Raw genomic sequence first — 21,070 nt, 5'->3', positions numbered from 1 at the left:
AAGGTGACGCGCCTTTTAATCTAGGAGCGAAAGGCAATAACGCCTGGTCCAGGGTCTGACTATGACAGTGGCGCGACCGCCCAGAATTCCACTGGTTTCCAGGACCACAGCATAAAATCACATTAGCCTACTTGGTCGGATAATGAGATTTCGCACTAGGATGAGCACCATGACTTCCCTTATTTCAGCCCCAGACCGCACCCGAGGCGATATTTGCCCAGGTGCATTCAAACTCCACCACGCCACCGACGGCTCTATCGGGCGGGTCCGCTTCCCCGGCGGCCACGTGCGACCTCAACAATGGGCCGACATTGCCCGCATCGCCACCGAACTCGGCGACGGCAACATTCACGTCACCACCCGCGGTAATATGCAATTCCGCGGCGTCACCCAAGACCAAGAATTTGGGTGCGTGGTCACCCAAGCCGGTTTTGTCCCCTCCCAGCCCCACGACAAAATCCGCAACATCATCGCATCTCCCCTGTCCCCTGAACTTTGGCCGCTTGTCGACGCCCTGGATGCAGCCCTCCTGGCCACCGACGCAACCGCCGGCCTGTCCGGCCGCACCCTTTTCGGCATCGACGCTGGGGATGGGGCCATCATTAGCCAAGAACCCGACTTCGCAGCCCGCAAGGTTGGTGACCGCTACCAACTGGTGTTAGGCGGAGCCCCCCAACACGTCACCGTCTCCGAGTCGGATGTGCCGGAGGTGCTCGCCTTCGCTGCTGCCTGGTGGCAAGCCCACCGGGGTGATGCGTGGCGGTTGCACGAAACCCCCGAGGACATCTCCCTCATCCTGGCAGACATTGCCGAAGCGTTTGCCGTCGACAAGCTGGATGAGCTGCCCGCCGTGCCGGAAACCACCGCCGCACCCATCGGCTGGATCGATAACGATCACGGGCGCGTCACCTTGGGCGCCGGGCTGCGGTTCGGGTTCTTCCCCGCCGCCGTCGCCGCTATGCTCGCCACCTTGGGTGCGGAAACCACCATCACCCCGTGGGCGTCACTTGTCATCCACGACCTTGACGAATCCCATGCCGAAGCCGCCATTAAGGCGCTCGCCCCGCTCGGACTTATTTTCGACGCGGACTCCCCCTGGCTGCGCATCACCGCCTGCACCGGGCTCCCCGGGTGCGCGAAATCCAAGTCGCACACCCACGACGATGCTGTGGCCCTCATGAACAGTGATAATATTCCCGATGGCCTGGTGCATTTCTCCGGCTGTGATCGCCGGTGTGGGCATCCCCGGGTCGCCCACACCGAATATTTGGCCGTTGCCGAAGGCGAATACCTCATCACCCACCAACGATAGAAAACATGTTTGAATATCTCACCGACGGTAATGAAATCTACCGCCAGTCCTTTGCCCTCATCCGCGCCGAGGCCGACCTTGGCGCGTTCACCCCGGATCAGGCGCAAGTTGCCGTGCGCATGATCCACGCGGCGGGGCAAACCGACCTGGCGCGCGACATCGAGTTCTCCCCACACCTGGTGACGGCCGCCCGGATGGCGTTGGCCGTGGGCAAGCCCATCCTCACGGATGTGTTCATGGTGCACTCTGGCATCACCCGGACCCGACTCCCCCACAACAACGAGGCACTATGTTTCCTCCGCGACGATCGGGTTCCGGGATTGGCGAAACAGTTAGGGACCACCCGCACCGCCGCCGCCGTGGAGCTGTGGGAACCCCACCTCGATGGCGCGGTGGTGGCCATCGGCAACGCCCCCACCGCCCTGTTTCACCTCCTGAACTGGTTACTGGCGGACCCGGCCCGCCCCCGCCCTGCCGCTATCCTCGGCATCCCCGTGGGATTCGTTGGGGCGGCGGAATCGAAACAAGCACTCGCTTCCGCCGCCACGGCGGTCGGCACCGAATTCCTTACCGTCCACGGGCGTCGAGGCGGCTCGGCCATCACCTGCGCCGCCATCAACGCCCTCGCCACCGAAAAAGAGATCCTAGAACAATCATGACACAGCCACCTACCGGTACCCTCATCGGCGTTGGGGTTGGGCCCGGCGACCCCGAACTGCTCACTATCAAAGCGGTCAAGGCCATCCAAACCGCCGACGTGATCGCCTTCCACGCCCGACCCGGTGGAGTATCCGCCGCGAAAACCATCGCCACCAACTACCTCAGCGATAACCACGAGCTGGAACTGTTGGAATACCCCGTCACCACCGGCATTGTCGACCACCCCGGTGGCTACGCCGGCGCCATGGCGGACTTCTACCTGGAGGCCACCACCCGGCTTGCCGCCCACCTGGCGGCCGGCAAAACCGTGGCCGTCCTCACCCTGGGCGACCCCATGCTGTACAGCTCCTACCAGCACTTGCACCGGGTGCTGGCGGAACAATTCCCCAGCACCATCATCCCCGGCATTCCCTCCATCACCGCGGCCGCCGACGCGCTCGGCCAACCTTTGTGCGAGGAAGAAGAAATACTCACGGTGCTGCCAGGAACCCTGGACCAGGTGGTTTTGACCGCCCGGCTGCGGGACACCGACTGCGCCGTCATCATGAAGCTTGGGCGAACCTTCCCCAAGGTGAAACAGGCCCTCATCGACGCCGGTGTGGCCGACAAAGCCTACGTTGTGGTGCGGGCCAGTATGACCGACGAAACCATTATCCCGGTGCTAGCCGCCGACCCGGAAACCATCCCCTATTTCGCGGTGGCGGTCGTGCCCTCCACCGGGGGAATCGATGCCACCGACGCGATCCCCGCCGGCGATAAGCCACGCGGCGAAGTCGTGGTTGTGGGCCTGGGTCCGGGCTCCCCCCAATGGATCACGCCGGAAGCCACCATGGAACTCGCCCACGCCACCGACATTGTTGGCTACTCCACCTATGTCAACCGGGTGCCGCACCGGGCCGGCCAGAAACGGCATTCGTCGGACAACAAGGTGGAGGCGGAACGGGCCGCCATGGCCCTGGACCTGGCCAAACGTGGTCGGCGGGTGGCGGTGGTGTCCTCCGGGGACCCCGGGGTATTCGCCATGGCCGCGGCCGTGATCGAAACCGCCGACGACGACCAATGGCGGGATGTGCCGGTGCGGATCGTGCCGGGCATGACCGCGGCCCAGGCGGTGGCGTCCCGGGTGGGCGCCCCGCTCGGGCATGACTTCGGCATGATCTCCCTCTCGGACCGGCTAAAACCATTCGAAGTGGTGGAAAACCGGGTGCGGGCACTCGCCGGCGCCGACATGGCGTTCGCCGTGTACAATCCAGCGTCCAAAGAACGCCGCGATCAAGTGGCCATCCTCAAGAAAATCGTGGCGGAATATCAGGCTCCCACTACCCCCGTTATCGTGGCGCGGGCGGTGGGTAGCAACCACGAACAAGTCACCGTTACCACTCTTGCTGATTTCGATCCGTCCGTGGTTGACATGCAAACCATGCTCATCATCGGCGCCTCAACCACCCGCACATACCAAGCGGGTGTGGGCACTGATGAGGGGGGAGTGAAACGGGTCTTTACTTCTCGACGATATGGCTAGTGAACTAAGTTTGTATTAGTCTCATCCAATAACTTTCTTATTGAATTTTTTGTCCATCGAGGAGGACTCGTTTTGTTTCGCATGAAGATCACCCGCGCTCTCATCGTTGCAACCACCACTGCCCTGATTGCTACCGGTACTACCGCCGCCTACGCCGCCCCCAACACCGGCAGCGCTGACCAGGCAACCTCCGCTGAGCAATCACTCTCTTCCAAACCGGAAGAAGGCTCCGCCCAAGGGAACGGGTTATCGTCGGAAAACAACAACACGGACCTGCACCACACCGCCGGCGTGCCGGGTGTGACGAAGAATTCCTCAGGCTCCGCAGAGGTGAAAAAACTCAAAGTCGGCGACGGCAGCTCCAAATCCGAAGCTTGGTTTGAGCGGCAAAACCCCACCATCCAAACCGCGGTACTCATCCTCGGCGTCATGGGTGTCATCGGCCTGGTCATTGGGCCGCTGCGGGTAGCCGTGTACAACTTCTTCCACATCTAAACAGAATCTGACAGCATCTGCAGCACCTCCGCCGGGGTGTGCACCACCGTTTTCACCTTCGGCAACTGGGGGCGCTGCACCATAATCACCGTAATCCCCAACTCCCGGGCGGCGACCAACTTCGCACGAGTTAACTCGCCCCCGGAGTTTTTTGTCACCACACAATCAATCTGATTATCCCGCATCAGCTTCTTCTCATCCGCCACAGTAAACGGGCCACGGGACAAAATCACCCGATTCCGCTTCGGCAACACCACCTGCGGCGGCTCCACCGCCCGAATCACATATAAATTATGCGGATCATCAGCAAACGGAGCCAACTGTTGCCGGCCAATCGTCAAAAACACGTGATGAAACTGCTGGGCCGCAATCCGAGCCGCCTCCGCCATGGACTGCACCAGAATCCACTTATCCCGCGGCTCCGGCGTCCACGCCGGCCGGTGCAATGCTATCAGCGGCACCCCGGTAGCATTCGCGGCCTCCGCCGCGGAATACGAAATCCGCTCCGCAAACGGGTGAGTGGCATCAATAATCACATCAATCTGACTACCCATAAGCCACCGGGTCAAACCGGCAGGCCCACCAAAACCACCAACCCGCACCTCCCCCACCGGCAGGCGTGGCGCCGCAACCCGACCAGCAAGCGAACTAGTCACATACCACCCAGCGTCGACAAGCAACCGGGCTAACTCCCGGCCCTCATGAGTACCACCCAAAATTAATGCATGCACGGTATAGTACGCCCTTCATCATCACGCGGCCGATCATCGGAATACAAAAACGAATCCGGGAACTCCGTCGCCTGCAACACCCGACCCACAATAATCACCGCGGTGCGGGTAATCCCCGCCAACTCCACCTGCTCCGCAATATCCGCCAACGTGCCCCGCACAATCACCTCCGCCGGGCGGCTAGCAAACGCCACCACCGCCACCGGACAATCAGGTCCATAATTCGGCGTCAACTCCGCCACCACCCGGCGAATATCGTGCGCCGCTAAATGAATCACCATCGTGGCCCCCGACGCCCCCAACGTGGGTAAATCCTCCCCCTCCGGCATGGCTGACGCCCGACCCGACACTCTAGTCAAAATCACCGTCTGCCCCACCGTCGGCACCGTCAACTCATGGCCCAACGACGCCGCAGCCGCCGAAAACGCCGGCACCCCTGGCACAATCTCATAAGCTATCCCCGCCTCTGTCAGCCGCCGTATCTGCTCTGCGACAGCTGAATACAATGTGGGGTCGCCCGAGTGCAGGCGGGCAATATTCTTTCCTTCAGAATCCGCCCGAATAATCGTCGCTATAATCTCCTCCAACGGCATGCGAGCAGTATTGATCACCTCCGCCCCCTCCGGGGTATGCGCCAACACCTCATCCGGCACTATCGAACCCGCATACAAACACATGTCACACGTACGAATCAGCCGATCGGCCCGCAGCGTCAACAAATCCGCCGCGCCCGGGCCGGCACCAATAAAATACACGGTCATACTACGACCACTCTCCTTGACTTACGTCACAGTCGGTTGCTTCGTGGCCACCCACTGGGTGACCGGCAGCGCCGGCTGAAACGCGGCAAACGAACCAATCCGATGCTCCTTCGCCACACTCAACCGCACCAATTCACCACCATAGCGCTGTTTCAACTGCCATAGCTGCTGTTCCGACTCAATCGTGACCGCATTAATAACCATCCGGCCCCCAACCTTTAGGCGATTCCACGCATCCGCAAACACTCCCAGCATGGTCAACCCGCCACCAATGAAAATCACATCCGGATTATCTGGCACCGACGTGTAATTATCCGGCGCTGCACCCTGCACCGCCAGTCGGTGTGCCACTCCTAATTTTCGAGCATTCTTCAGGATCCGCCCCCGACGAATCTCATCCGCCTCAAAACACACCGCCTTGCCCGTATTCGTGGCCCGCAAACACTCAATCGCCACGCTGCCAGCCCCACCCCCAATATCCCACAAGGTTTCCCCCTCCCGCGGCGCCAAGGCCGCCACCGTCAACGCCCGAATATGCGACTTGGTCAACTGGCCATCATGCGAAAACGCGGAATCCGGCAACCCCGGGGTGCGGGCCCACCCCTGCCGCTGCGGCACCACCGCAATCACATTCAACACACTCACCACCTGGGGCGGCTGCGCCGCCGACCCCACCGAATGCGCCTCCACCTTCGACCCCAAGTCGTTCAGAATCTCCACCCGGGCATCCGGCTGCCCCATACTCACCAACAACTGGCAAATCTCCATCGGGGTCTTATCGTCCCGCCCCAACACCAAAAACGGCTGCCCCGCCTCAATCGGCAACACCAGCGACTCCACCACCTGATTCACCAACGAATACACCCCCGTGCGGTTCACAGCCCACCCCAAGCGGGCACACGCCAGCGACGCCGACGACACATGCGGATACACCACGATAGACATATGCGGAAACTTACGACGCAACGTCGAACCAATACCATGAAACATGGGATCCCCACTGGCCAACACCGCTATCTTCTTCCCCGACAATTCCCCAAAAATCCGGTTCAGCGCCGGCAGCATCGGCGACGGCCACGGCCGCCGCTCCGCCGTAATATCATCCGACAACAGATTCAACTGCCGCCACGACCCCAAAATGACATCCGCATCCCGCAACACAGCCACCGCGGTTGCCCCCAACTCGCTCATGCCCATCGCCGACAACCCCACTACGGATACAGCGTTATCGGTTACAGCGGAATCATCAACATCACTACGAATCTGGACATGTGGTTCGGTCATATCGAATGAGTTTAGCCGTAATCTCCCCACCGCATCGCACGCCAGACCGAACACGCCGCAATTTATAACAACTCCCGTGGCCGATTATTCATGAGCTCGCACCCATCCTCAGTCACCGCCACAATATCCTCAATCCGGGCCCCACACTTCCCCGGAATATAAATTCCCGGCTCGACAGAAAACGCCATCCCCGGCAACAACTCCATGGTGTTTCCCGCCACAATAAACGGCTCCTCATGCAGCGACAACCCAATCCCATGGCCCGTCCGGTGAATGAAAAACTCCCCAAAACCAGCCGCCGAAATCACCTCCCGGGCGGCAGCATCCACCGACTCAGCCGTCACCCCCGGGCGAACCGTCCGCACCGCGGCCGCCTGGGCGTCGTAAAGCACCCGATACATGCGCGGAACCGCGCCGGGGCCACCCACAACATACGTGCGCGTGCAATCCGAATGATAACCCGACTGCAACGAACCTCCAATATCAACCACCACCATATCCCCCAATCCAAGAATGCGATCCGAAAACTCGTGATGCGGATTCGCACCGTTTGGCCCAGAGCCCACGATGACGAAATCAACTTTTTCATGCTCTTCAAGGATAAGCCGGGAAAGATCCGCTGCAACCTTCCGCTCAGTGCGCCCCGGACGCAGCAACTGCGGGACCTGTGCATGCACGCGGTCGATTGCTTTGCCAGCTCGCCGTAATTCTTCAAGTTCTAGTTTCTCTTTACTCACAAATAATTCTGCGAGCACCTCCGTGGCCGACACCAACTCCCGCCCCGGCATCAGCCTTAGCACATGACTCGCAACCAATTCTGCCCCCACTCCTATGCGACCAGTCGGCACCAAATCATACGGCGACGAACCATCCACCCAGGTTTCTACCTTGATTTCCAACCTTTCTTCAGGCGTCACATCCCGATCCACCACCGGCAACACCAACCGGATCTCCCCCACGGCCGGAACCACCAGCGCCGAAAACCGCTCATGCGTATCAAACCGCAACCCGGTCAAATACGCCAACTGCTCCCCCGGGCCAAGCACCAACCCCGCCAACCCCCGGCGGGAACACAACTCCTGCGCCCGCCGCAACCTACCCGAATACGTCGATACCGAAACTGAATCACTCATGGCATTATCGTAACTATGTTGTCTTCTTTGGTACGGGTCCACACCCCAACCGGCTACTGCTCCGGCGTACTCATCGACCCCTACTTCATCCTGACCGCCCGCCACTTCCTCCGCCACCGCACTGCCGGTGACATGTTCGTCTTCGGCGACCACTGGAATCGTAAAGTTTCCGGCTGGATAGACCTCGCCACCACCGACATCAGCGTTCTCCGGCTCGCCCGCCCCATCATGGAAGCCGACCACCCCGCCATCACCCCCACTCCCTTACCCACAGCCGCATCACTACCCCCGCTCACCCGCGGCACCCCCACCATCAGCTACGGCATGGGCGGTGGAAAACCCCAACAACGCCCCGGAACCATATGGTTTAAATTCCCGCAGGTCATCGGGAAAAACTATCACACTAGAGTGCGGCACGCACTCGTAATCCGCCAACCCAATAACCCCGCAATCCCGGCGACTCCGGCGGACCAGTCATGGTCAACAACCAGCTAGTGGGGCTGCAATCGCTCATCCTCGACCCCTACGGCAAAAACCTGGGAGTGGCCACCATCTCGCTCATCAACCCGCACCTGGGCGAAATCCGGGCGGCTATGCACCGATTGCCACCACACCCCGGCGAATAGCATCAACCGCGTGCCGGGCCGCCCAAATCGTGTCCTCGTGATAGCCGGTCTTCCGCACCTGCTCCAGCAGGTCAACCACCTGCCGGGCCTGCCGCACAAAATCACCGGGGGTCAGCTCGGCACCACACTCCGCCGCGGCAGCCATGCAATACCCCAACGGCGCCCCGGCCGCCCACTGGTGAATCGCCAACGCAAACCCCGAATCCGGGTAGCGGGTCTCGGGAAGCTGATGCCGCCGCTCATCGCTGTGCAGCTCCTCCCACAGCCGGATCGTGTTATCCATAGCATCGGCCATGGCATCCGTCGCCCCAATAGGCTCCCCCGGGTCTCCCGCCGATTCTCAAACGTGCAGAGGCTCACCACCCCCGCCAGCTCCGCGGGGTCGAGACCATCCCAAATGCCGCGGCGCAAGCACTGGGCCACCAACAGATCGCATTCGTTGTGGATGAGCGCTAACCGCTCCCCTTCTTCAGACACGCGAGGGTTATTACGGTCACCGTCGACGTACTCCACATAGTCTAGCTCCGCCAATAACCCCAGGATACGGTCGAATTCCTTCCCCAACGTGTCAACTGACGCATCAACAGTTGCGTGCAATTTATCCACTTCGGTGCGTACCCGAATAATATCGTGCCCAATCTGGGTTAAATCATCCACCTGCTGCCAATACCGAACCGGGTGTCCCCGCACCGCCGCATGCAGCGCCAGGGCCTTCTTCGTGAGCTTATCCGTGGTGGCCGCCCGAAGCTTTTTCGGCCGGGAATGCGCGTACTTCTTCAGGTTTTTCACCACCTGCTTGGTGTCCATAGCCTTGTGGTAGCCACCCAACCGCATGTGGCTCACTACCTTCGGCGGCACCGCGAAGTCATCCACCTCCACGGTCCCCCGCCAGCCGGACTCCATGATGATGCCCACCCGGGGATCCGCCGGCCGGCCCGGGGCCTTCACTACCACCGCCAACACCGGCCGTTTCTTCGTGGACAGGGCGAGCACATCCCCCACCCGCACCTTCGACAGCACCGCGGTCACTGCTTCCCGGCGCTGGCGGATACGGAGCTTTTTCGCGTTCCGCTCCTCCAGGCTCAGGTCCCGCTGCAGTTGCATGTATTCCAGGAATTCCGCCAGTGGTTGTTCGCTGGGAACCTGCCGGGCTGCTAGCTCTTCTTCAAGCTGCTGTTCTAGTTCCTGCACCCGTTGTTCGGCCTTTTCGACCTGGTGGGCGTGCCCCACGATGCTTTTGTTGGCTTGGAACTGGGCGAATGACATTTCTAGCAGGTGGTGGGCTGCCGTAAATCCCATGGTTTTCAGCAGGTTCACGCTCATGTTGTAGCCGGGGGTGAATGTTGATACCAGTGGGTAGGTGCGGGTTGAGGCGAGGTTGGCGACTTGTTGGGGGTCCATTGCTGGTGACCATTGCACTACGGCGTTGCCGAGGACGTCGATGCCGCGCCGCCCGGCGCGTCCGGTGAGTTGGGTGTATTGGCCGGGTGTGAGGTCGACGTGTCCTTCGCCGTCGAATTTGACGAGTTTTTCCAGGATGACGGTGCGGGCGGGCATGTTGATGCCGAGGGCGAGGGTTTCGGTGGCGAAGACGACTTTGAGGAGGCCGTTGACGAAGAGTTCTTCGACGATGTGGCGGAAGGCGGGGAGCATGCCGGCGTGGTGGGCGGCGAAGCCGCGGGTGAGGGCGGTGCGCCAGTTGCGGTAGCCGAGGACTTTGAGGTCTTCTTCAGGGATGGTGGTGATGTTGGTGTCGATGATGTGTTTGATGCGGTTGGTTTCTTCTGGGGTGGTGAGGTTGATGCGGGAGCGGAGGCATTGGGCGAGGGCGCTGTCGCATCCGATGCGGGAGAAGATGAAGGTGATGGCTGGCAGCATGTTGTTGGCTGCGAGGATGGTGGTGACTTCGGGTCGGCCGAGGGGTCGGTAGTTGGGTTTTGGTGGTTGTGTGGTGTGGTTGGGGTTGGTGCTGCGGGTGCGGAAGGTGGGGTGGTTGTCTTGGTAGGTGTGTTCGAGTTTGTTGATGTGGCTGGCGAGTTGGTGGTTGAGGGTGGTGGTGTTGGGTTCGAAGAGTGGGTGGAGGGTGGTGCTTACGAGCATCCATTGGTTGAGGGGGACGGGTCGGTGGTCGGTGACGATGATGTCGGTGTTGCCGCGGACGGTGGTGAGCCAGTGGCCGAATTCTTCGGAGTTGCTGACTGTTGCGGAGAGTCCGATGATTTTGATGGAGTCGTGGAGGCCAAGGATGATTTCTTCCCAGACGCTGCCGCGGGTTTTGTCGGAGAGGTAGTGGATTTCGTCCATGACGACGTGGGTGAGGCGGTCGAAGGTGGGTGATTGCGCGTAGATCATGTTGCGCAGGACTTCGGTGGTCATGACGAGGATGTCGGCGTTGTGGTTGATGGTGGTGTCGCCGGTGAGGAGGCCGATGGTTTCTGGGCCGTGTGCTGCTACGAGGTCGTGGTATTTTTGGTTGCTGAGGGCTTTGATGGGGGTGGTGTAGAAGCATTTGGTGCCTCGGGAGAGGGCGAGGCTGACGGCGAATTCGCCGATGATGGTTTTGCCGGCGCCGGTGGGGGCGCAGACGAGGACGCCGTGGTCGTTTTCGACGGCTTGGCAGGCTTGGTGTTGGAATTCGTCGAGGGGGAATTTGAGGTGGGCGGCGAATTCGTCTAGGTGCATAATTTATAGGTTACTAGATGATGTCGTCGAAGTTTGTGGGGTTATTTATAGGTTGTTTTTGGGTGGGTTGTGGGTTGGGGGGTTTGGTTGGGGTGGTGAGGGGTGAGGCGTGTTCGTCGTCGGTGTTGAGCCAGTCGGGGCGGTTGCGTCCTCGGCGTTTGTCGTTGATGCGGGTGAATTGGAGGGAGAGTTCGACGAGGAGGGTGAGTGCTAGGGCGAGGGCTAGCATGGAGTATGGGTCTTGGCCGGGGGTCATGATGGCGGCGAAGATGAAGAGGATGACGATGATGAGTCGGCGTTTGTTTTTGACCATGTCGTATGGGAGGATGCCGACGATGTTGAGCATGGCGATGACGAGGGGGACTTCGAAGCTGACGCCGAAGATGATGAGGAGGGCGAGGAGGAAGTTGAAGTAGCGTTCGCCGGATAGGGCGGTGACTTGGAATTCGCCGCCGATGGTGAGGAGGAATTCTAGGCCGTAGTGGACGACGAAGTAGGCGAGGGTGGCGCCGGCGGTGAAGAGGGTGACGGCGATGGTGACGAATATGGTGGTGGTGCGTTTTTCGTTTTTGTGGAGGCCGGGGTGATGAAGGCCCAGAGTTGGTAGAGCCAGATGGGTGATGAGAGGACTGCGCCGGCGAGGGATCCGATTTTGAGTCGGAGGGAGAATGCTTCGAATGGCATGGTGGCGATGAGTCGGCATTCGCCGTCGAGGGTGAAGGCGGCGCGTTTGTCTGCTGGTAGTGAGCAGTAGGGGCCGCGGAGGATGTCGCCGAGTGTGGGGATGGGTGAGGGGGATGTTCCGTACCAGATGAACCCGATGATGGTGCCGATTGCGAAGGCGATGAGGGCGATGATGACGCGGCGGCGGAGTTCTTTGAGGTGTTCGACCAGGGTCATGTCGCCGGTTGGGTTCTGTGGTTTTTTTGTCATGGGGTTGGTGGTGGGGGTTGGTTAGGCTTGGTCTTTTTTGGGGGTGTCGGTGGTGTCAGGGGTGGTGGGGGTTTCGGTGTTGGTGGTTGTGGTGTTGTTTTCTTTGTTGAGTTCTTTGACTTCTGATTTGAATATGCGCATGGAGCGGCCTAGTGAGCGGGCGGCGTCGGGGAGTTTGTTGGCTCCGAAGAAGATGATGACGACGACGGCGATGATGACCCATTCCCATACTCCGGGCATGTTGTTGTCCTTTCGTTTTGGTTTTGGTTTGGCTTTGATGATACGCTGCCAAGCCCACCTTAGCCCGTTGGCGGATGGTATGTGCAATTGTGGCAGGTTCGGTGACGGTGATGTGGTCGGTGTGGCTGAGGGCGAATTGGGTGAGCCATTCTTGGGATACGAGGGGGAGGGTGGCGGTGATGGTGCCGTCTGGGTTGATGGTTTCGATGTCGCAGGGGATGGTGTCGACGAGCCAGTTGGCGTTGGGGTTGATGGTGATGGTGGCTTTTTCGGTGGCGTGGGTGAGGCTGAATGGGTCGTTGGTGTCGAAGTGGAGGGTGGTGGTGTGGGGTTCGGCTGGGGTGGTGGTGATGGTGATGTTGTGGATCATGTCGGTGCGGAAGATGCGGTGGTCGTTGATGTGGTGGTCGTAGGCGTGGAGGTAGGTTTGGCCGTCGGTGGAGAAGATTCGGGTTGGTGAGAGGGTGCGGTGGGTGATGTCGTCGCGGTTGCGGTGGTAGTAGTCGAGGGTTATTTGGTGTCCTTGTTCGAGGGCGGTGCGGAGGGTGGTGATGGTGTGGGGTTCGTCGGGGGTGTCGGTGATTGCTTCGGAGTCGAAGACGCCGCGGGTTTCGTTGTGCATGATGGTGCGGAGTTTGGTGGCGGCGGATCGTACGGCGTGCTTTTCGACGAGTCCGGGGATGGATTCGAGTGATTCGAGGGCGAGGAGGGGCGCCGGCTTCGGTGCGGGTGAGTCGGAGGGGTTTGTCCATGCCTTGGGCGTCGTATATTTGTACGGCTTGTCGTTGGGGTCGAGGTCGACGAGTTCGTCGGGCATGTCGCCGATGCCGCAGCAGAAAAGGCGGTTGAGGTCGTCCATAATGGTGGCGGGGTCGAGTCCGAGGTCGACTGCGGCTTCCATTGTGGAGCGGCCGGGGTTGTTGGAAGTATGGGAGGAGGTTGAGCATGCGGACGATGTCGGTGGTGCTTTGGTTTTTTAGGCCTGGCCATGGTGGGTTCCTTGTGGAGGAGGTTGATGATTTGGGTGACTATTTCTTGGGGTTCGGTGACGATTGCGGCTGGGGCTAGTGCGACGGCTTGTCGGATGAGCCAGTCGGCGTCGACGTCGATGAGTTTGTAGGTGCCGTCGGGTTTGGTGGGCGCGGCTGCGGAGGACGTCGGCTTTGCCGGGTTCGATGGTGAGGGTGGCGTCGACGAGGGTCATGCCTTGTCTGAGTTGGTTGATGACGAGTTGTTGGAGGTTGGTGTCTGGTGGTGGTTCGTGGAAGGGTCCGTAGGGTTCGAGGTCGGTGGTTTCGGGGTTGAGGATTTCGAGTTCGCTGATTCGGGTGATGCGGAAGCTGCGGGGGGCGTCGCGGTCGAGGTCGTGGCCGACGAGGTAGAGGCGGTCGCGGTTGGTGACGATTCCCCAGGGGTCCATCCAGCGTTCGGTGTAGTCGCTGGCGGAGGTGCGTTGGTAGTAGAAGCTGATGCGTTGTTTGGTGGCGCAGGCTTTGGTGATGAGGTCGAGGTCGTGGGCGCCGAGGGTGTCCAGTCGTTGATGGGGGTGAATATTGGTGTGGGTGTGAGGTGGGTGCCGGCGCCGCTGGCGGCGATTTTGGTCCAGCCGGAGCGGGAGAATGTGGCGAGTTGGTCGCCTTGTCCCATTTTGCCGGCGAGTCCGAGGATGGTTGCTTCTTCTGGGGTGAAGGATTTTCTGGGAGTTCGTAGTCGTCGGCGCGGAGTCGCCAGATTGTGTTGTCGCCGGATTTTACATTTCGAGGGGGACGCCGGCGCGGATGAGGCTGCCTAGGTCGCGGTAGACGAGTTTGTAGGTGGCTTCGGGGATCGGGGGTTGCCGTGGTTGTCTTTGGTGTAGCCGGTGATGTGGGTGCGTATGTAGTCGAGGGTGAGTTCGCCGCTGGAGGTTTTGGGCGGCGTTGAGGAAGGCGAAGGTGAGGTTGGTGAGGCGTTCGAGGTGGTAGTTGCGGCGGGGGGTGTTCATGGTTCTTGATAATAGTGGCTGTGGGTTTCGAGGTATTTGATGAGGTCGTCGACTCGGGGTCGGTGTTGGCGAAGGGGTCGGTGAGTTCGACGATTTGGGGTTCGGTTTGGTTGATTTTGAGTCGGAGCCAGTCGACGGCGAAGGGGGCGTGGTGGTAGGTGGCGTGGTGGAGGAAGGTGCCGCGGAGGGCGGCGGGTGGTTGTGGTGGGTTGGTGGTGGCGTGGGTGGTGACGGTTTCGGGGTGGTGATGCGGTTGATGCGGTTTTTGGTTTCGAGGAGTCGGTGGAGGCCGCGGCCGGGGGCGGATGTCGTGGTAGGCGAGGTTGAGTTGGTGGAGTTTGGGGTGGTTGTAGTTGTGGGGTTTGAGGCCGAGTGTGGGTGGTAGGTGGTGAGGAGGTTGAGTTTGATGGCCCAGTCGATGTCGTGGTCGATGGTGGTGATGTCGCCGGTTTTGATGGCGTTGAGGGTGGTGTGCCAGAGGTTGAGGGTGTGGGTGAGTTCGGTGTTGGTGGTGCCGCCGGTTTCTTCGCGGTGGGTGAGCCATTCGGTGGCGGCGTCGAGGTAGCGTTGTTGGAGTTCGAGGGCGGTTGTGGTGGTGCCGGTTGTGGTGGGGATGGGGGTTTGGCCGGTGAGGTCGCGGGATATGGTGCGGATGGCGGCCATGTTGTTGGCGAATTCGAGGTGGGGTAGGTTGGGGAACCCGGCTTCGATCATTTCGAGTATGAGGGTGGTGCTGCCGATTTTGAGGGCGAGGGTGGGTTCGGCGAGGTTGGAGTCGCCGACGATGATGTGGAGGCGGCGGTAGCGGTGGGTGTCGGCGTGGGCTTCGTCGCGGGTGTGATGATGGGTCGGGATCGGGTGGTGGCGGCGGAGGAGACGCCTTCCCATACGTGGTCGGCGCGTTGGGAGAATTGGTAGGTGCCGTCGGGGCTGATGTTGCCGGCGCCGCAGATGAGTTGGCGGGTGATGAGGAATGGGAGGAGGGTGTGTCCTAGGGTTTTGAGGACGATTTTCCGGTCGATGAGGTAGTTTTCGTGGCAGCCGTAGGAGTTGCCGGCGGAGTCGAGGTTGTTTTTGAAAAGGTAGACGTTGGTGTTGATGCCTTCGGTTTTGAGGGTTTGTTCGGCTTGGGTGGCGAGGTTGTTGATGATTTCGTCGCCTGCCCGGTCGTAGTAGGTGATGGTGGGTGAGGTTGTCGCATTCGGCGGTGGCGATTTCGGGGTGGGATCCGACGTCGAGGTAGAGGCGGGATGCGTTGTGGGTGAAGATGTTGGAGCTGCCCCATTGGTGGTGATGGGGCGGAAGAGGACGCGGGCGATTTCGTCGGGGCTGAGGGGGTGGTTGGCGGTGCCGGGGGGTGGTGCGGTGATGCCGTATTCGGTTTTCTATGCCCATGATGCGGCGGGTGTGGGTCATTTATTGGCCGCCTTTTTGGATGTAGGAGCGGACGAAGTCTTCGGCGTTGGTTTCGAGGAGGCCGTCGATTTCGTCGAGGAGGTCGTCGACGCCGGAGGTGTTGATGTGGGTTTGGCCACCGGTGGTGGTTCGGGAGTGGTGGGTGTCGTCGTCGTTGTTGTTGGGGGTGTTGATGTGGGTTTGTGGCATGTTAGTTCACCATTCCTTGTTGTTGAGGGTTGCTATGAATGCGGGGATGTTGTCTGGGAGGAGGTCGAGGAGGGGGTCGGTTTGTTGTTTGGTGTGGGTGGTGACTTCGGGCATGGGGATGGTATGGCCGAAGACGGTGACGGCTTCCCAGTTGGCGGCGTCGATGAGGTGGGGTATGTGGTGGATGAGTTTGCCGCGGAAGTAGGCGCGGGTGTCTTCTGGGGGGTTGGTGGCGGCCGCGAGGATTTCGGCTTCGGGGGCGATGGTTTCCATGCGGTGGTTGCGGACGAGGGCGTGGTAGAGGCTTTTTGCGGGGTCAATGTCGGAGTATGGAGGTCGATGAGTTGGATTTTGGGGTCGGTGATGGTAAGGCCCCGGTTGAGGTAGGAGGTGATGAGGGCGTATTTGGCGCACCAGTCGAGCCGGTTGGCGCAGGCTTGCCATCCGCCGGTTTTGAGGTCGGTCATGATGGTGTGCCAGAGGGGGTGGATGAGGTGGTCGGGGGTGACCCGGTTGTGGTATTCGGCGAGGATTTCCAGGGCGGTGAGGTGTCGGCCGTCGACAAGCGTGAGGGGGTGAGTGAGGGTGAGGTCGTAGGAAACGTTGCGGAATTCGGCGACGGGGTTTGCGAGTTGGAGGTCGCGGAAGTCGGTGCGGCTTCGATGGCGTCGATGATGAGGCCGGTCATGCCGAGTTTCAGGAGGGTGGAGTGGTGGGCCATGGTGGCGTCACCGTTGATGACGTGGAGGCGCCCGTAGGTAGTGGTGCGGGCGTGGGGTTCGTCGCGGGTATTGATGATGCCCCGGTTGAGGGTGGTTTCCAGGGAGATTTCTTGTTCGATGTAGTCGGCGCGTTGGGAGATTTGGTAGCCGGGGGTTTCGCCGTGCTCCCCTTTCCCGACGCGGCCGGCGCCGCAGATGATTTGGCGGGCGACGAAGAACGGTATGAGCGCCTGGGCGAGGGTGTCGAAGTCGGTGGTGCGGTGGTACAGGTAGTTTTCGTGGCTGCCGTAGCTGGCGCCTTTACCGTCCACATTATTTTTGTAGATTTTCAGGGGTGGGCAGGGGTCGTGGTGGTCGAGGATGGAGTGGTTACGGCTGGTGAATGCGGCCACTCGTTCGACGGCGGTGCGGAGAATATGGTCGCCGGCCGCATCATAGACCAGGGCTTGGTAGGGGTTGGTGGTTTCGGGGCTGGAGTATTCGGGGTGGGCGTGGTCAACATAAAACCGGCCCCCGTTTTCCAGTACCACGTTGGCAATGTTGAGGGCGTTGGGGTCGACGACGGGGACGGTGCGGTAGCGTTTCAGGTCGAAGCCACGGCTGTCCCGCAGGGGGTGTTCGGCGGAGAAGTCCCACCGGGCGCCTTGCCCTTGGCTGAAGGCCACAACGGCGTGGGTAGAGGTGATGATGGGGCTGAGTGTGGGGTGGGTGGGGGTGCTGATGCCGTATTCGGTTTCGGTGCCGAAGATCATGGTTAGTTCCCTCCTATGACGCGGGCGTGGGCGACCCGGATTCCAGTGCGATGAGTGATGCGGGACCATTCGTCCGGGTTTGCGGTGTTGGGCATGTCTTCGCTTTCCCGGTTTTCCGCGTCGATGGCTTGGCGCAGCTGGTCGGCGGTGATGCCCCGGGGGTCGCCGGCCAGGTGGGCTTTGATGGCGGATTTTTTAGCCCGGTCAACAATGTTGGCGATCATGGCGCCGGATATGAAATCCCGGTAGTGCAGGGTTTCCACTTCCCCGGTGACCAGGGTGAGTTCCACATAGGGCCGGTCCGCATACATGTATTCGCAGGCTACTTCGATGAGCTTGTCGACGCTGTCTGCCGTGGGCACGGACTGGTCCAGGTGGCGGGCGAAGATTTCTTTGGCGTTGTCTTTCGTGGGGCGGCCCACCCGGATTTTCACATCCAGCCGGCCGGGCCGCAGCACAGCCGGGTCGATAAGTTCTTCCCGGTTGGTGGCCCCAATAACAATAACGTTGGAGAGGGATTCCACCCCGTCGAGTTCGGTGAGGAGTTGGGGCACCACGGTGGTTTCCATGTCGGAGGACACCCCGGAGCCGCGGGTGCGGAAAATGGAATCCATTTCGTCGAAAAATATGATGACGGGCCGGCCGGCTTCGGCAAGTTCCCTAGCCCGCTCGAAAATGAGGCGGATCCGCCGCTCGGTCTCCCCCACGTATTTGTTGAGCAGTTCGGGGCCTTTCACGTTAATGAAATAGCTGGATTCCCCATCCCCCACCCGGCTGGCCAGGGAGTTCGCCACCGCCTTAGCGATGAGGGTTTTCCCGCAACCAGGCGGCCCATACAGCAGCACCCCTTTGGGTGGGTGCAGCTGGTAGTCGCGGTACAGCTGCGGGTGGGTGAAGGGCAGTTCCACCGCATCGTGGATTTGTTCTATCTGGGTGTCCAATCCCCCAATGTCGGCGTAGGTCGCGTCGGGGGTTTCTTCCAACACCAGGCGGGCCACCTCGGTTTTCGGAATGATTTCGAACACATAGCCGGCCTTGAGGTCCACCAGGACCGTGTCCCGGCGCGGGGGCGGCGGTTTATGGGGTTGGTGGGGTTTGCGAGTGGGTGGGCGAGGCGGGCGACGTGTTCTTCCCCCTGTTGGTCGACGATGAGGGCCCGGGTGGGGTCGATCATTTCGACGAGGATGGCGAGTTTCCCGGTGGTGGTGTAGGAGCAGGCTTCGACTATTTCGTGGGCTTCGCCGAGTCGGACTTGGATGCCGGGCACCAGGTCGTCTGGGTTGATGAGGGGGGAGATTGCGAGGCGCATGAGGCGGCCGGCGGTGAATACTTCGGCGGTTTTCCCGTTGGGGCTGGGTTCGAGGTAGGTGCCGTAGGTGGAGGGGGGTGCGGCGAGTTCTTCTAATTGTTGGTGGAGGACCTGGAGTTTATCGCGGGATGCTTTGAGTAGTTCGGCGAGTTTCGCGTTGCGGGTTTTCAGCTCGTCATTGGTCTTTTTTATCCAAGCAATGTCGGAAGAATGCATGGTTTTCACCTTAGCTTATGTGCGGGTGGGGTCGATAAGCGGTGGTGGGGGTTATTTTCGGGCGCGGCGCTGCGGCCTGGGGGGTGTGACTCCGTCGGCGAGGCGGCGGGCCCAGATGAGGAATGCGGTGTGGGCGTTCATGCGGTGTTCGGGTCGGGTGGCGAGTCCTTCGACGCGCCATTCGCGGACGAGGGATTCCCAGGCGCGGGGTTCGGTGAAGCATTGTTGTTCGCGGATGCCTTCCATGACGTTCATGAGTTGGGGCACGGTGGCGACGTAGGCCATGAGTACTCCGCCAGGGACGAGGAGTTGTTTGGCGACGGTGAGGCATTCCCAGGGTTCGAGCATGTCGAGGAGGACCCGGTCGACGGGTTGGCCGTCGAGGTCGTCGAGGGTGGTGGCGCGGAGGTCGCCGAGGCGGGGGTCCCAGTTGGGTGGGCGGGTGCCGAAGTATTGGTCGACGTTTTTTTCGGCGTATTCGAGGTGGTCGGGGCGGATTTCGTAGGAGATGACTTGGCCGGTGTCCCCTACTGCTCTGAGGAGGGAGATGGTGAGGGCGCCGGAGCCGGCGCCGGCTTCGAGGACACGGGCGCCGGGGAAGATGTCGCCTTCGGTGAGGATTTGGGCGGAGTCTTTGGGGTAGATGACGGCGGCGCCGCGGGGCATGGAGAGGATGTGGTCGACGAGGAGGTGCCGGAAGCAGAGGTATTCGGTGCCTTGTTCGCTTTTAACGATGGTTCCTTCGTCGGCGCCGATGATGTCGTTGTGGTTGATGATGCCTTTGTGGGTGGAGAGTTTGGCGTCTGGTTGGAGGGTGATGGTGAGGTGGCGGCGTTTGGGGTCGGTGAGTTGGACGCGGTCGCCGGGTTGGAAGGGTCCTGAGTATGCCATGGGGGTTTAACCTACCAGATAGTTGGTGAGTGCTTTGTGGAGTGCGGTGATGTCGTCGAGGTGGCAGAGTTCGCGGGCGGAGTGCATGCTGAGCAGGGGGATGCCGACGTCGACGGTGGGGATGCCGAGTCGGGTGGCGGTGATGGGGCCAATGGTGGTGCCGCAGGGGGTGTTGTTGTTGCTGACGAAGTGTTGGGATTCGGGGCAGTGTTTGAGCCAGTGGGCTTGGGTTTCGGCGGTGGAGGCGTAGCGGTGGTTGGCGTTGATTTTAAGGACGGGGCCGTGTCCTAGTTGTGGGTAGTTGTGGGGGTCGTGGTGGGTTGGGTAGTTGGGGTGGATGGAGTGGGCGGCGTCGGCGGAGACGCAGGTGGAGCGTTGGTAGGCGCGTTTGGTTTCGTCGAGGTTGAGGCCGAGGGCATAGGCGGTGCGTTCGAGGGTGTCTTGGAGGATGGGGCCGGCTGCGCCGGTGGTGGTGGCGGAGCCGATTTCTTCGTGGTCGAAGCAGGCGAGGATGAGGATGTCGGTGGCGGCGTCGGCGGCGTCGATGAGTGCGGTGATGGCTGGGTAGACGGAGCTGAGGTTGTCGAGTCTGCCGGCGGCGAGGAGTTTGTGGTCAGTGCCAAGGCGGCCGGGTGGTTGGGTGTCGACGGTGATGAGGTCGTGGGTGCAGGTGTTGGTGGGGAGGATGCTGGTTGGGTTGGTGGTGGTGCCGTAGATGGGGGTGGTGTGGTGTTGTCGGTCGACTGTAGGGTTGCGGTCGAGGTGGATGGCGAGGTTGGGGATGCGGAGCAGTGGTGGGGTTTCGTAGAGGTGGGTGGTGCCGTCAGTGTGGGTGATGATGCCGGCGAGTTTGAGGTCGCGGTCGAACCAGGAGGAGATGATGGGGCCACCGTAGATTTCGACTGCGGCTTGGTTGAAGCCGTAGGTGGTGTGGTCGGGGGTGTGTTTGAGTTTGAATCCGGGTGAGTCGGTGTGGGCGCCGATGATGCGGAATGCTGGGTTGGTGGGGAGTTGGGTGGGGATGTGCCAGGCGATGAGGGCGCCGCCGCGGATGAGGTAGTGGCCGCCGGGTTGGGCGTCCCAGGGGTCGGTTTCGGTGTGGTGGGTGAATCCGGCTTGGGCAAGGAGGTGGGCGCCGGTGTGGGCGGCGTGGTAGGAGCTGGGTGATGCGGTGAGGAAGTTGATGAAGTCGTCGGGCATGGTGTTCTAGTG

General features: G+C 61.0%; 18 protein-coding genes and 7 pseudogenes. 8 read left to right on the top strand and 17 right to left on the bottom strand.

Features of this window, described 5'->3' with window-relative positions:
- Positions 1-160: 160 nt before the first annotated feature.
- From HBA49_RS06035 to HBA49_RS06020, 4 genes are all read left to right on the top strand, one after another.
- A complete protein-coding gene (locus HBA49_RS06035; protein WP_040431832.1) occupies positions 161-1,312 on the top strand; it encodes a precorrin-3B synthase in 1,152 nt (383 codons plus the stop codon).
- Between the two features lie 5 nt (positions 1,313-1,317).
- Positions 1,318-1,971, top strand: coding sequence for a precorrin-8X methylmutase (locus tag HBA49_RS06030; RefSeq protein WP_005525615.1), 654 nt, complete (start codon positions 1,318-1,320; stop codon positions 1,969-1,971).
- Complete coding sequence (gene cobJ, locus HBA49_RS06025) at positions 1,968-3,494, top strand: precorrin-3B C(17)-methyltransferase (RefSeq protein WP_005521197.1); 1,527 nt, start codon at positions 1,968-1,970, stop codon at positions 3,492-3,494. Before HBA49_RS06030 ends, cobJ begins: the two co-directional genes overlap by 4 nt.
- A gap of 81 nt (positions 3,495-3,575) precedes the next feature.
- A complete protein-coding gene (locus HBA49_RS06020; RefSeq protein ID WP_005521196.1) occupies positions 3,576-3,989 on the top strand; it encodes a hypothetical protein in 414 nt (137 codons plus the stop codon).
- On the opposite strand, the gene HBA49_RS06015 is transcribed toward HBA49_RS06020, so the two are convergent.
- The 4 genes from HBA49_RS06015 to HBA49_RS06000 form a co-directional block, all read right to left on the bottom strand.
- Positions 3,986-4,720 carry a cobalt-precorrin-6A reductase gene (locus tag HBA49_RS06015; protein ID WP_005526107.1) on the bottom strand — a complete coding sequence of 245 codons (735 nt, stop codon included), beginning with the start codon at positions 4,718-4,720 and terminating at the stop codon, positions 3,986-3,988. The two genes, HBA49_RS06020 and HBA49_RS06015, sit on opposite strands and share 4 nt — an antisense overlap.
- Positions 4,708-5,481, bottom strand: a complete 774-nt coding sequence (gene cobM, locus HBA49_RS06010) for a precorrin-4 C(11)-methyltransferase (protein WP_005525692.1) — start codon at positions 5,479-5,481, stop codon at positions 4,708-4,710. Before cobM ends, HBA49_RS06015 begins: the two co-directional genes overlap by 13 nt.
- 21 nt (positions 5,482-5,502) lie before the next feature.
- Positions 5,503-6,765, bottom strand: a complete 1,263-nt coding sequence (locus tag HBA49_RS06005) for a bifunctional cobalt-precorrin-7 (C(5))-methyltransferase/cobalt-precorrin-6B (C(15))-methyltransferase (protein ID WP_005525576.1) — start codon at positions 6,763-6,765, stop codon at positions 5,503-5,505.
- Positions 6,766-6,827: 62 nt separating this feature from the next.
- Positions 6,828-7,898 carry a M24 family metallopeptidase gene (locus HBA49_RS06000; RefSeq protein WP_040431833.1) on the bottom strand — a complete coding sequence of 357 codons (1,071 nt, stop codon included), beginning with the start codon at positions 7,896-7,898 and terminating at the stop codon, positions 6,828-6,830.
- A gap of 15 nt (positions 7,899-7,913) precedes the next feature.
- Here HBA49_RS06000 and HBA49_RS05995 point away from each other — a divergent pair, with 15 nt between their 5' ends.
- The gene (locus tag HBA49_RS05995) at positions 7,914-8,393 is read left to right on the top strand and encodes a trypsin-like serine protease (protein ID WP_208634959.1); all 480 of its coding nucleotides are present in this window, start codon (positions 7,914-7,916) and stop codon (positions 8,391-8,393) included.
- Positions 8,375-8,524, top strand: coding sequence for a hypothetical protein (locus HBA49_RS13145; protein ID WP_208634958.1), 150 nt, complete (start codon positions 8,375-8,377; stop codon positions 8,522-8,524). The genes HBA49_RS05995 and HBA49_RS13145 overlap by 19 nt, the downstream gene beginning before the upstream one ends.
- Here HBA49_RS13145 and HBA49_RS05985 read toward each other — a convergent pair.
- The 5 genes and pseudogenes from HBA49_RS05985 to HBA49_RS12905 form a co-directional block, all read right to left on the bottom strand.
- A pseudogene (locus HBA49_RS05985) lies at positions 8,490-11,206 on the bottom strand (DEAD/DEAH box helicase). The gene HBA49_RS13145 and the pseudogene HBA49_RS05985 overlap by 35 nt on opposite strands.
- Before the next feature lie 13 nt (positions 11,207-11,219).
- Positions 11,220-12,139 (bottom strand): annotated as a pseudogene (gene tatC, locus HBA49_RS05980) (twin-arginine translocase subunit TatC).
- A 21-nt stretch (positions 12,140-12,160) separates the two neighbouring features.
- A complete protein-coding gene (gene tatA / locus HBA49_RS05975; protein WP_208634957.1) occupies positions 12,161-12,379 on the bottom strand; it encodes a Sec-independent protein translocase subunit TatA in 219 nt (72 codons plus the stop codon).
- A 118-nt stretch (positions 12,380-12,497) separates the two neighbouring features.
- A pseudogene (locus HBA49_RS05970) lies at positions 12,498-13,280 on the bottom strand (helix-turn-helix transcriptional regulator); the annotation flags it as partial.
- A 75-nt stretch (positions 13,281-13,355) separates the two neighbouring features.
- Complete coding sequence (locus HBA49_RS12905) at positions 13,356-13,850, bottom strand: WYL domain-containing protein (protein WP_244248396.1); 495 nt, start codon at positions 13,848-13,850, stop codon at positions 13,356-13,358.
- On the opposite strand from HBA49_RS12905, the gene HBA49_RS12900 reads away from it, so the two are divergent.
- A complete protein-coding gene (locus HBA49_RS12900) occupies positions 13,833-14,171 on the top strand; it encodes a hypothetical protein (RefSeq protein WP_244248384.1) in 339 nt (112 codons plus the stop codon). The genes HBA49_RS12905 and HBA49_RS12900 overlap by 18 nt on opposite strands.
- Here the strand turns inward: HBA49_RS12900 and HBA49_RS12895 are convergent.
- The gene (locus HBA49_RS12895; RefSeq protein ID WP_244248383.1) at positions 14,130-14,363 is read right to left on the bottom strand and encodes a hypothetical protein; all 234 of its coding nucleotides are present in this window, start codon (positions 14,361-14,363) and stop codon (positions 14,130-14,132) included. The genes HBA49_RS12900 and HBA49_RS12895 overlap by 42 nt on opposite strands.
- A gap of 20 nt (positions 14,364-14,383) precedes the next feature.
- Here HBA49_RS12895 and HBA49_RS13140 point away from each other — a divergent pair, with 20 nt between their 5' ends.
- Positions 14,384-14,521 carry a hypothetical protein gene (locus tag HBA49_RS13140; protein ID WP_279633460.1) on the top strand — a complete coding sequence of 46 codons (138 nt, stop codon included), beginning with the start codon at positions 14,384-14,386 and terminating at the stop codon, positions 14,519-14,521.
- Positions 14,522-14,541: 20 nt separating this feature from the next.
- Here the strand turns inward: HBA49_RS13140 and HBA49_RS05960 are convergent.
- The 7 genes and pseudogenes from HBA49_RS05960 to HBA49_RS05935 form a co-directional block, all read right to left on the bottom strand.
- Positions 14,542-15,511, bottom strand: a pseudogene (locus HBA49_RS05960) (proteasome accessory factor PafA2 family protein); the annotation flags it as partial.
- Between the two features lie 109 nt (positions 15,512-15,620).
- Positions 15,621-15,758: pseudogene (locus tag HBA49_RS13135) on the bottom strand (hypothetical protein); the annotation flags it as partial.
- Positions 15,759-15,779: 21 nt separating this feature from the next.
- Positions 15,780-15,968, bottom strand: a complete 189-nt coding sequence (locus HBA49_RS05955) for a ubiquitin-like protein Pup (protein WP_208634956.1) — start codon at positions 15,966-15,968, stop codon at positions 15,780-15,782.
- Between the two features lie 6 nt (positions 15,969-15,974).
- Positions 15,975-17,442, bottom strand: a pseudogene (dop, locus tag HBA49_RS05950) (depupylase/deamidase Dop).
- A gap of 2 nt (positions 17,443-17,444) precedes the next feature.
- Positions 17,445-18,967, bottom strand: a pseudogene (gene arc / locus HBA49_RS05945) (proteasome ATPase).
- Between the two features lie 51 nt (positions 18,968-19,018).
- Positions 19,019-19,858, bottom strand: coding sequence for a tRNA (adenine-N1)-methyltransferase (locus HBA49_RS05940; protein WP_005521169.1), 840 nt, complete (start codon positions 19,856-19,858; stop codon positions 19,019-19,021).
- 6 nt (positions 19,859-19,864) lie between these two features.
- Complete coding sequence (locus HBA49_RS05935) at positions 19,865-21,058, bottom strand: M18 family aminopeptidase (RefSeq protein WP_005525542.1); 1,194 nt, start codon at positions 21,056-21,058, stop codon at positions 19,865-19,867.
- Between the last annotated feature and the right edge of the window lie 12 nt (positions 21,059-21,070).

It is taken from the genome of Corynebacterium matruchotii (genome assembly GCF_011612265.2).
GTDB classification, from domain to species: Bacteria; Actinomycetota; Actinomycetes; order Mycobacteriales; family Mycobacteriaceae; genus Corynebacterium; species Corynebacterium matruchotii.
Note: the sequence above shows the minus strand (reverse complement) of the source record. Positions and strands in the feature narration are given on the sequence as shown.

What these genes read in the sequence shown, in the direction of transcription:
- HBA49_RS12895 (WP_244248383.1), bottom strand. Translation starts at nt 14,363, where the DNA reads ATGAACACCCCCCGCCGCAACTACCACCTCGAACGCCTCACCAACCTC.
- HBA49_RS05995 (WP_208634959.1), top strand. Translation starts at nt 7,914, where the DNA reads ATGTTGTCTTCTTTGGTACGGGTCCACACCCCAACCGGCTACTGCTCC.
- HBA49_RS05955 (WP_208634956.1), bottom strand. Translation starts at nt 15,968, where the DNA reads ATGCCACAAACCCACATCAACACCCCCAACAACAACGACGACGACACC.
- cobJ (WP_005521197.1), top strand. Translation starts at nt 1,968, where the DNA reads ATGACACAGCCACCTACCGGTACCCTCATCGGCGTTGGGGTTGGGCCC.
- HBA49_RS06000 (WP_040431833.1), bottom strand. Translation starts at nt 7,898, where the DNA reads ATGAGTGATTCAGTTTCGGTATCGACGTATTCGGGTAGGTTGCGGCGG.
- HBA49_RS06030 (WP_005525615.1), top strand. Translation starts at nt 1,318, where the DNA reads ATGTTTGAATATCTCACCGACGGTAATGAAATCTACCGCCAGTCCTTT.
- HBA49_RS06005 (WP_005525576.1), bottom strand. Translation starts at nt 6,765, where the DNA reads ATGACCGAACCACATGTCCAGATTCGTAGTGATGTTGATGATTCCGCT.
- HBA49_RS05935 (WP_005525542.1), bottom strand. Translation starts at nt 21,058, where the DNA reads ATGCCCGACGACTTCATCAACTTCCTCACCGCATCACCCAGCTCCTAC.
- HBA49_RS06035 (WP_040431832.1), top strand. Translation starts at nt 161, where the DNA reads ATGAGCACCATGACTTCCCTTATTTCAGCCCCAGACCGCACCCGAGGC.
- HBA49_RS06020 (WP_005521196.1), top strand. Translation starts at nt 3,576, where the DNA reads ATGAAGATCACCCGCGCTCTCATCGTTGCAACCACCACTGCCCTGATT.
- tatA (WP_208634957.1), bottom strand. Translation starts at nt 12,379, where the DNA reads ATGCCCGGAGTATGGGAATGGGTCATCATCGCCGTCGTCGTCATCATC.
- HBA49_RS05940 (WP_005521169.1), bottom strand. Translation starts at nt 19,858, where the DNA reads ATGGCATACTCAGGACCCTTCCAACCCGGCGACCGCGTCCAACTCACC.
- HBA49_RS13145 (WP_208634958.1), top strand. Translation starts at nt 8,375, where the DNA reads ATGGTCAACAACCAGCTAGTGGGGCTGCAATCGCTCATCCTCGACCCC.
- cobM (WP_005525692.1), bottom strand. Translation starts at nt 5,481, where the DNA reads ATGACCGTGTATTTTATTGGTGCCGGCCCGGGCGCGGCGGATTTGTTG.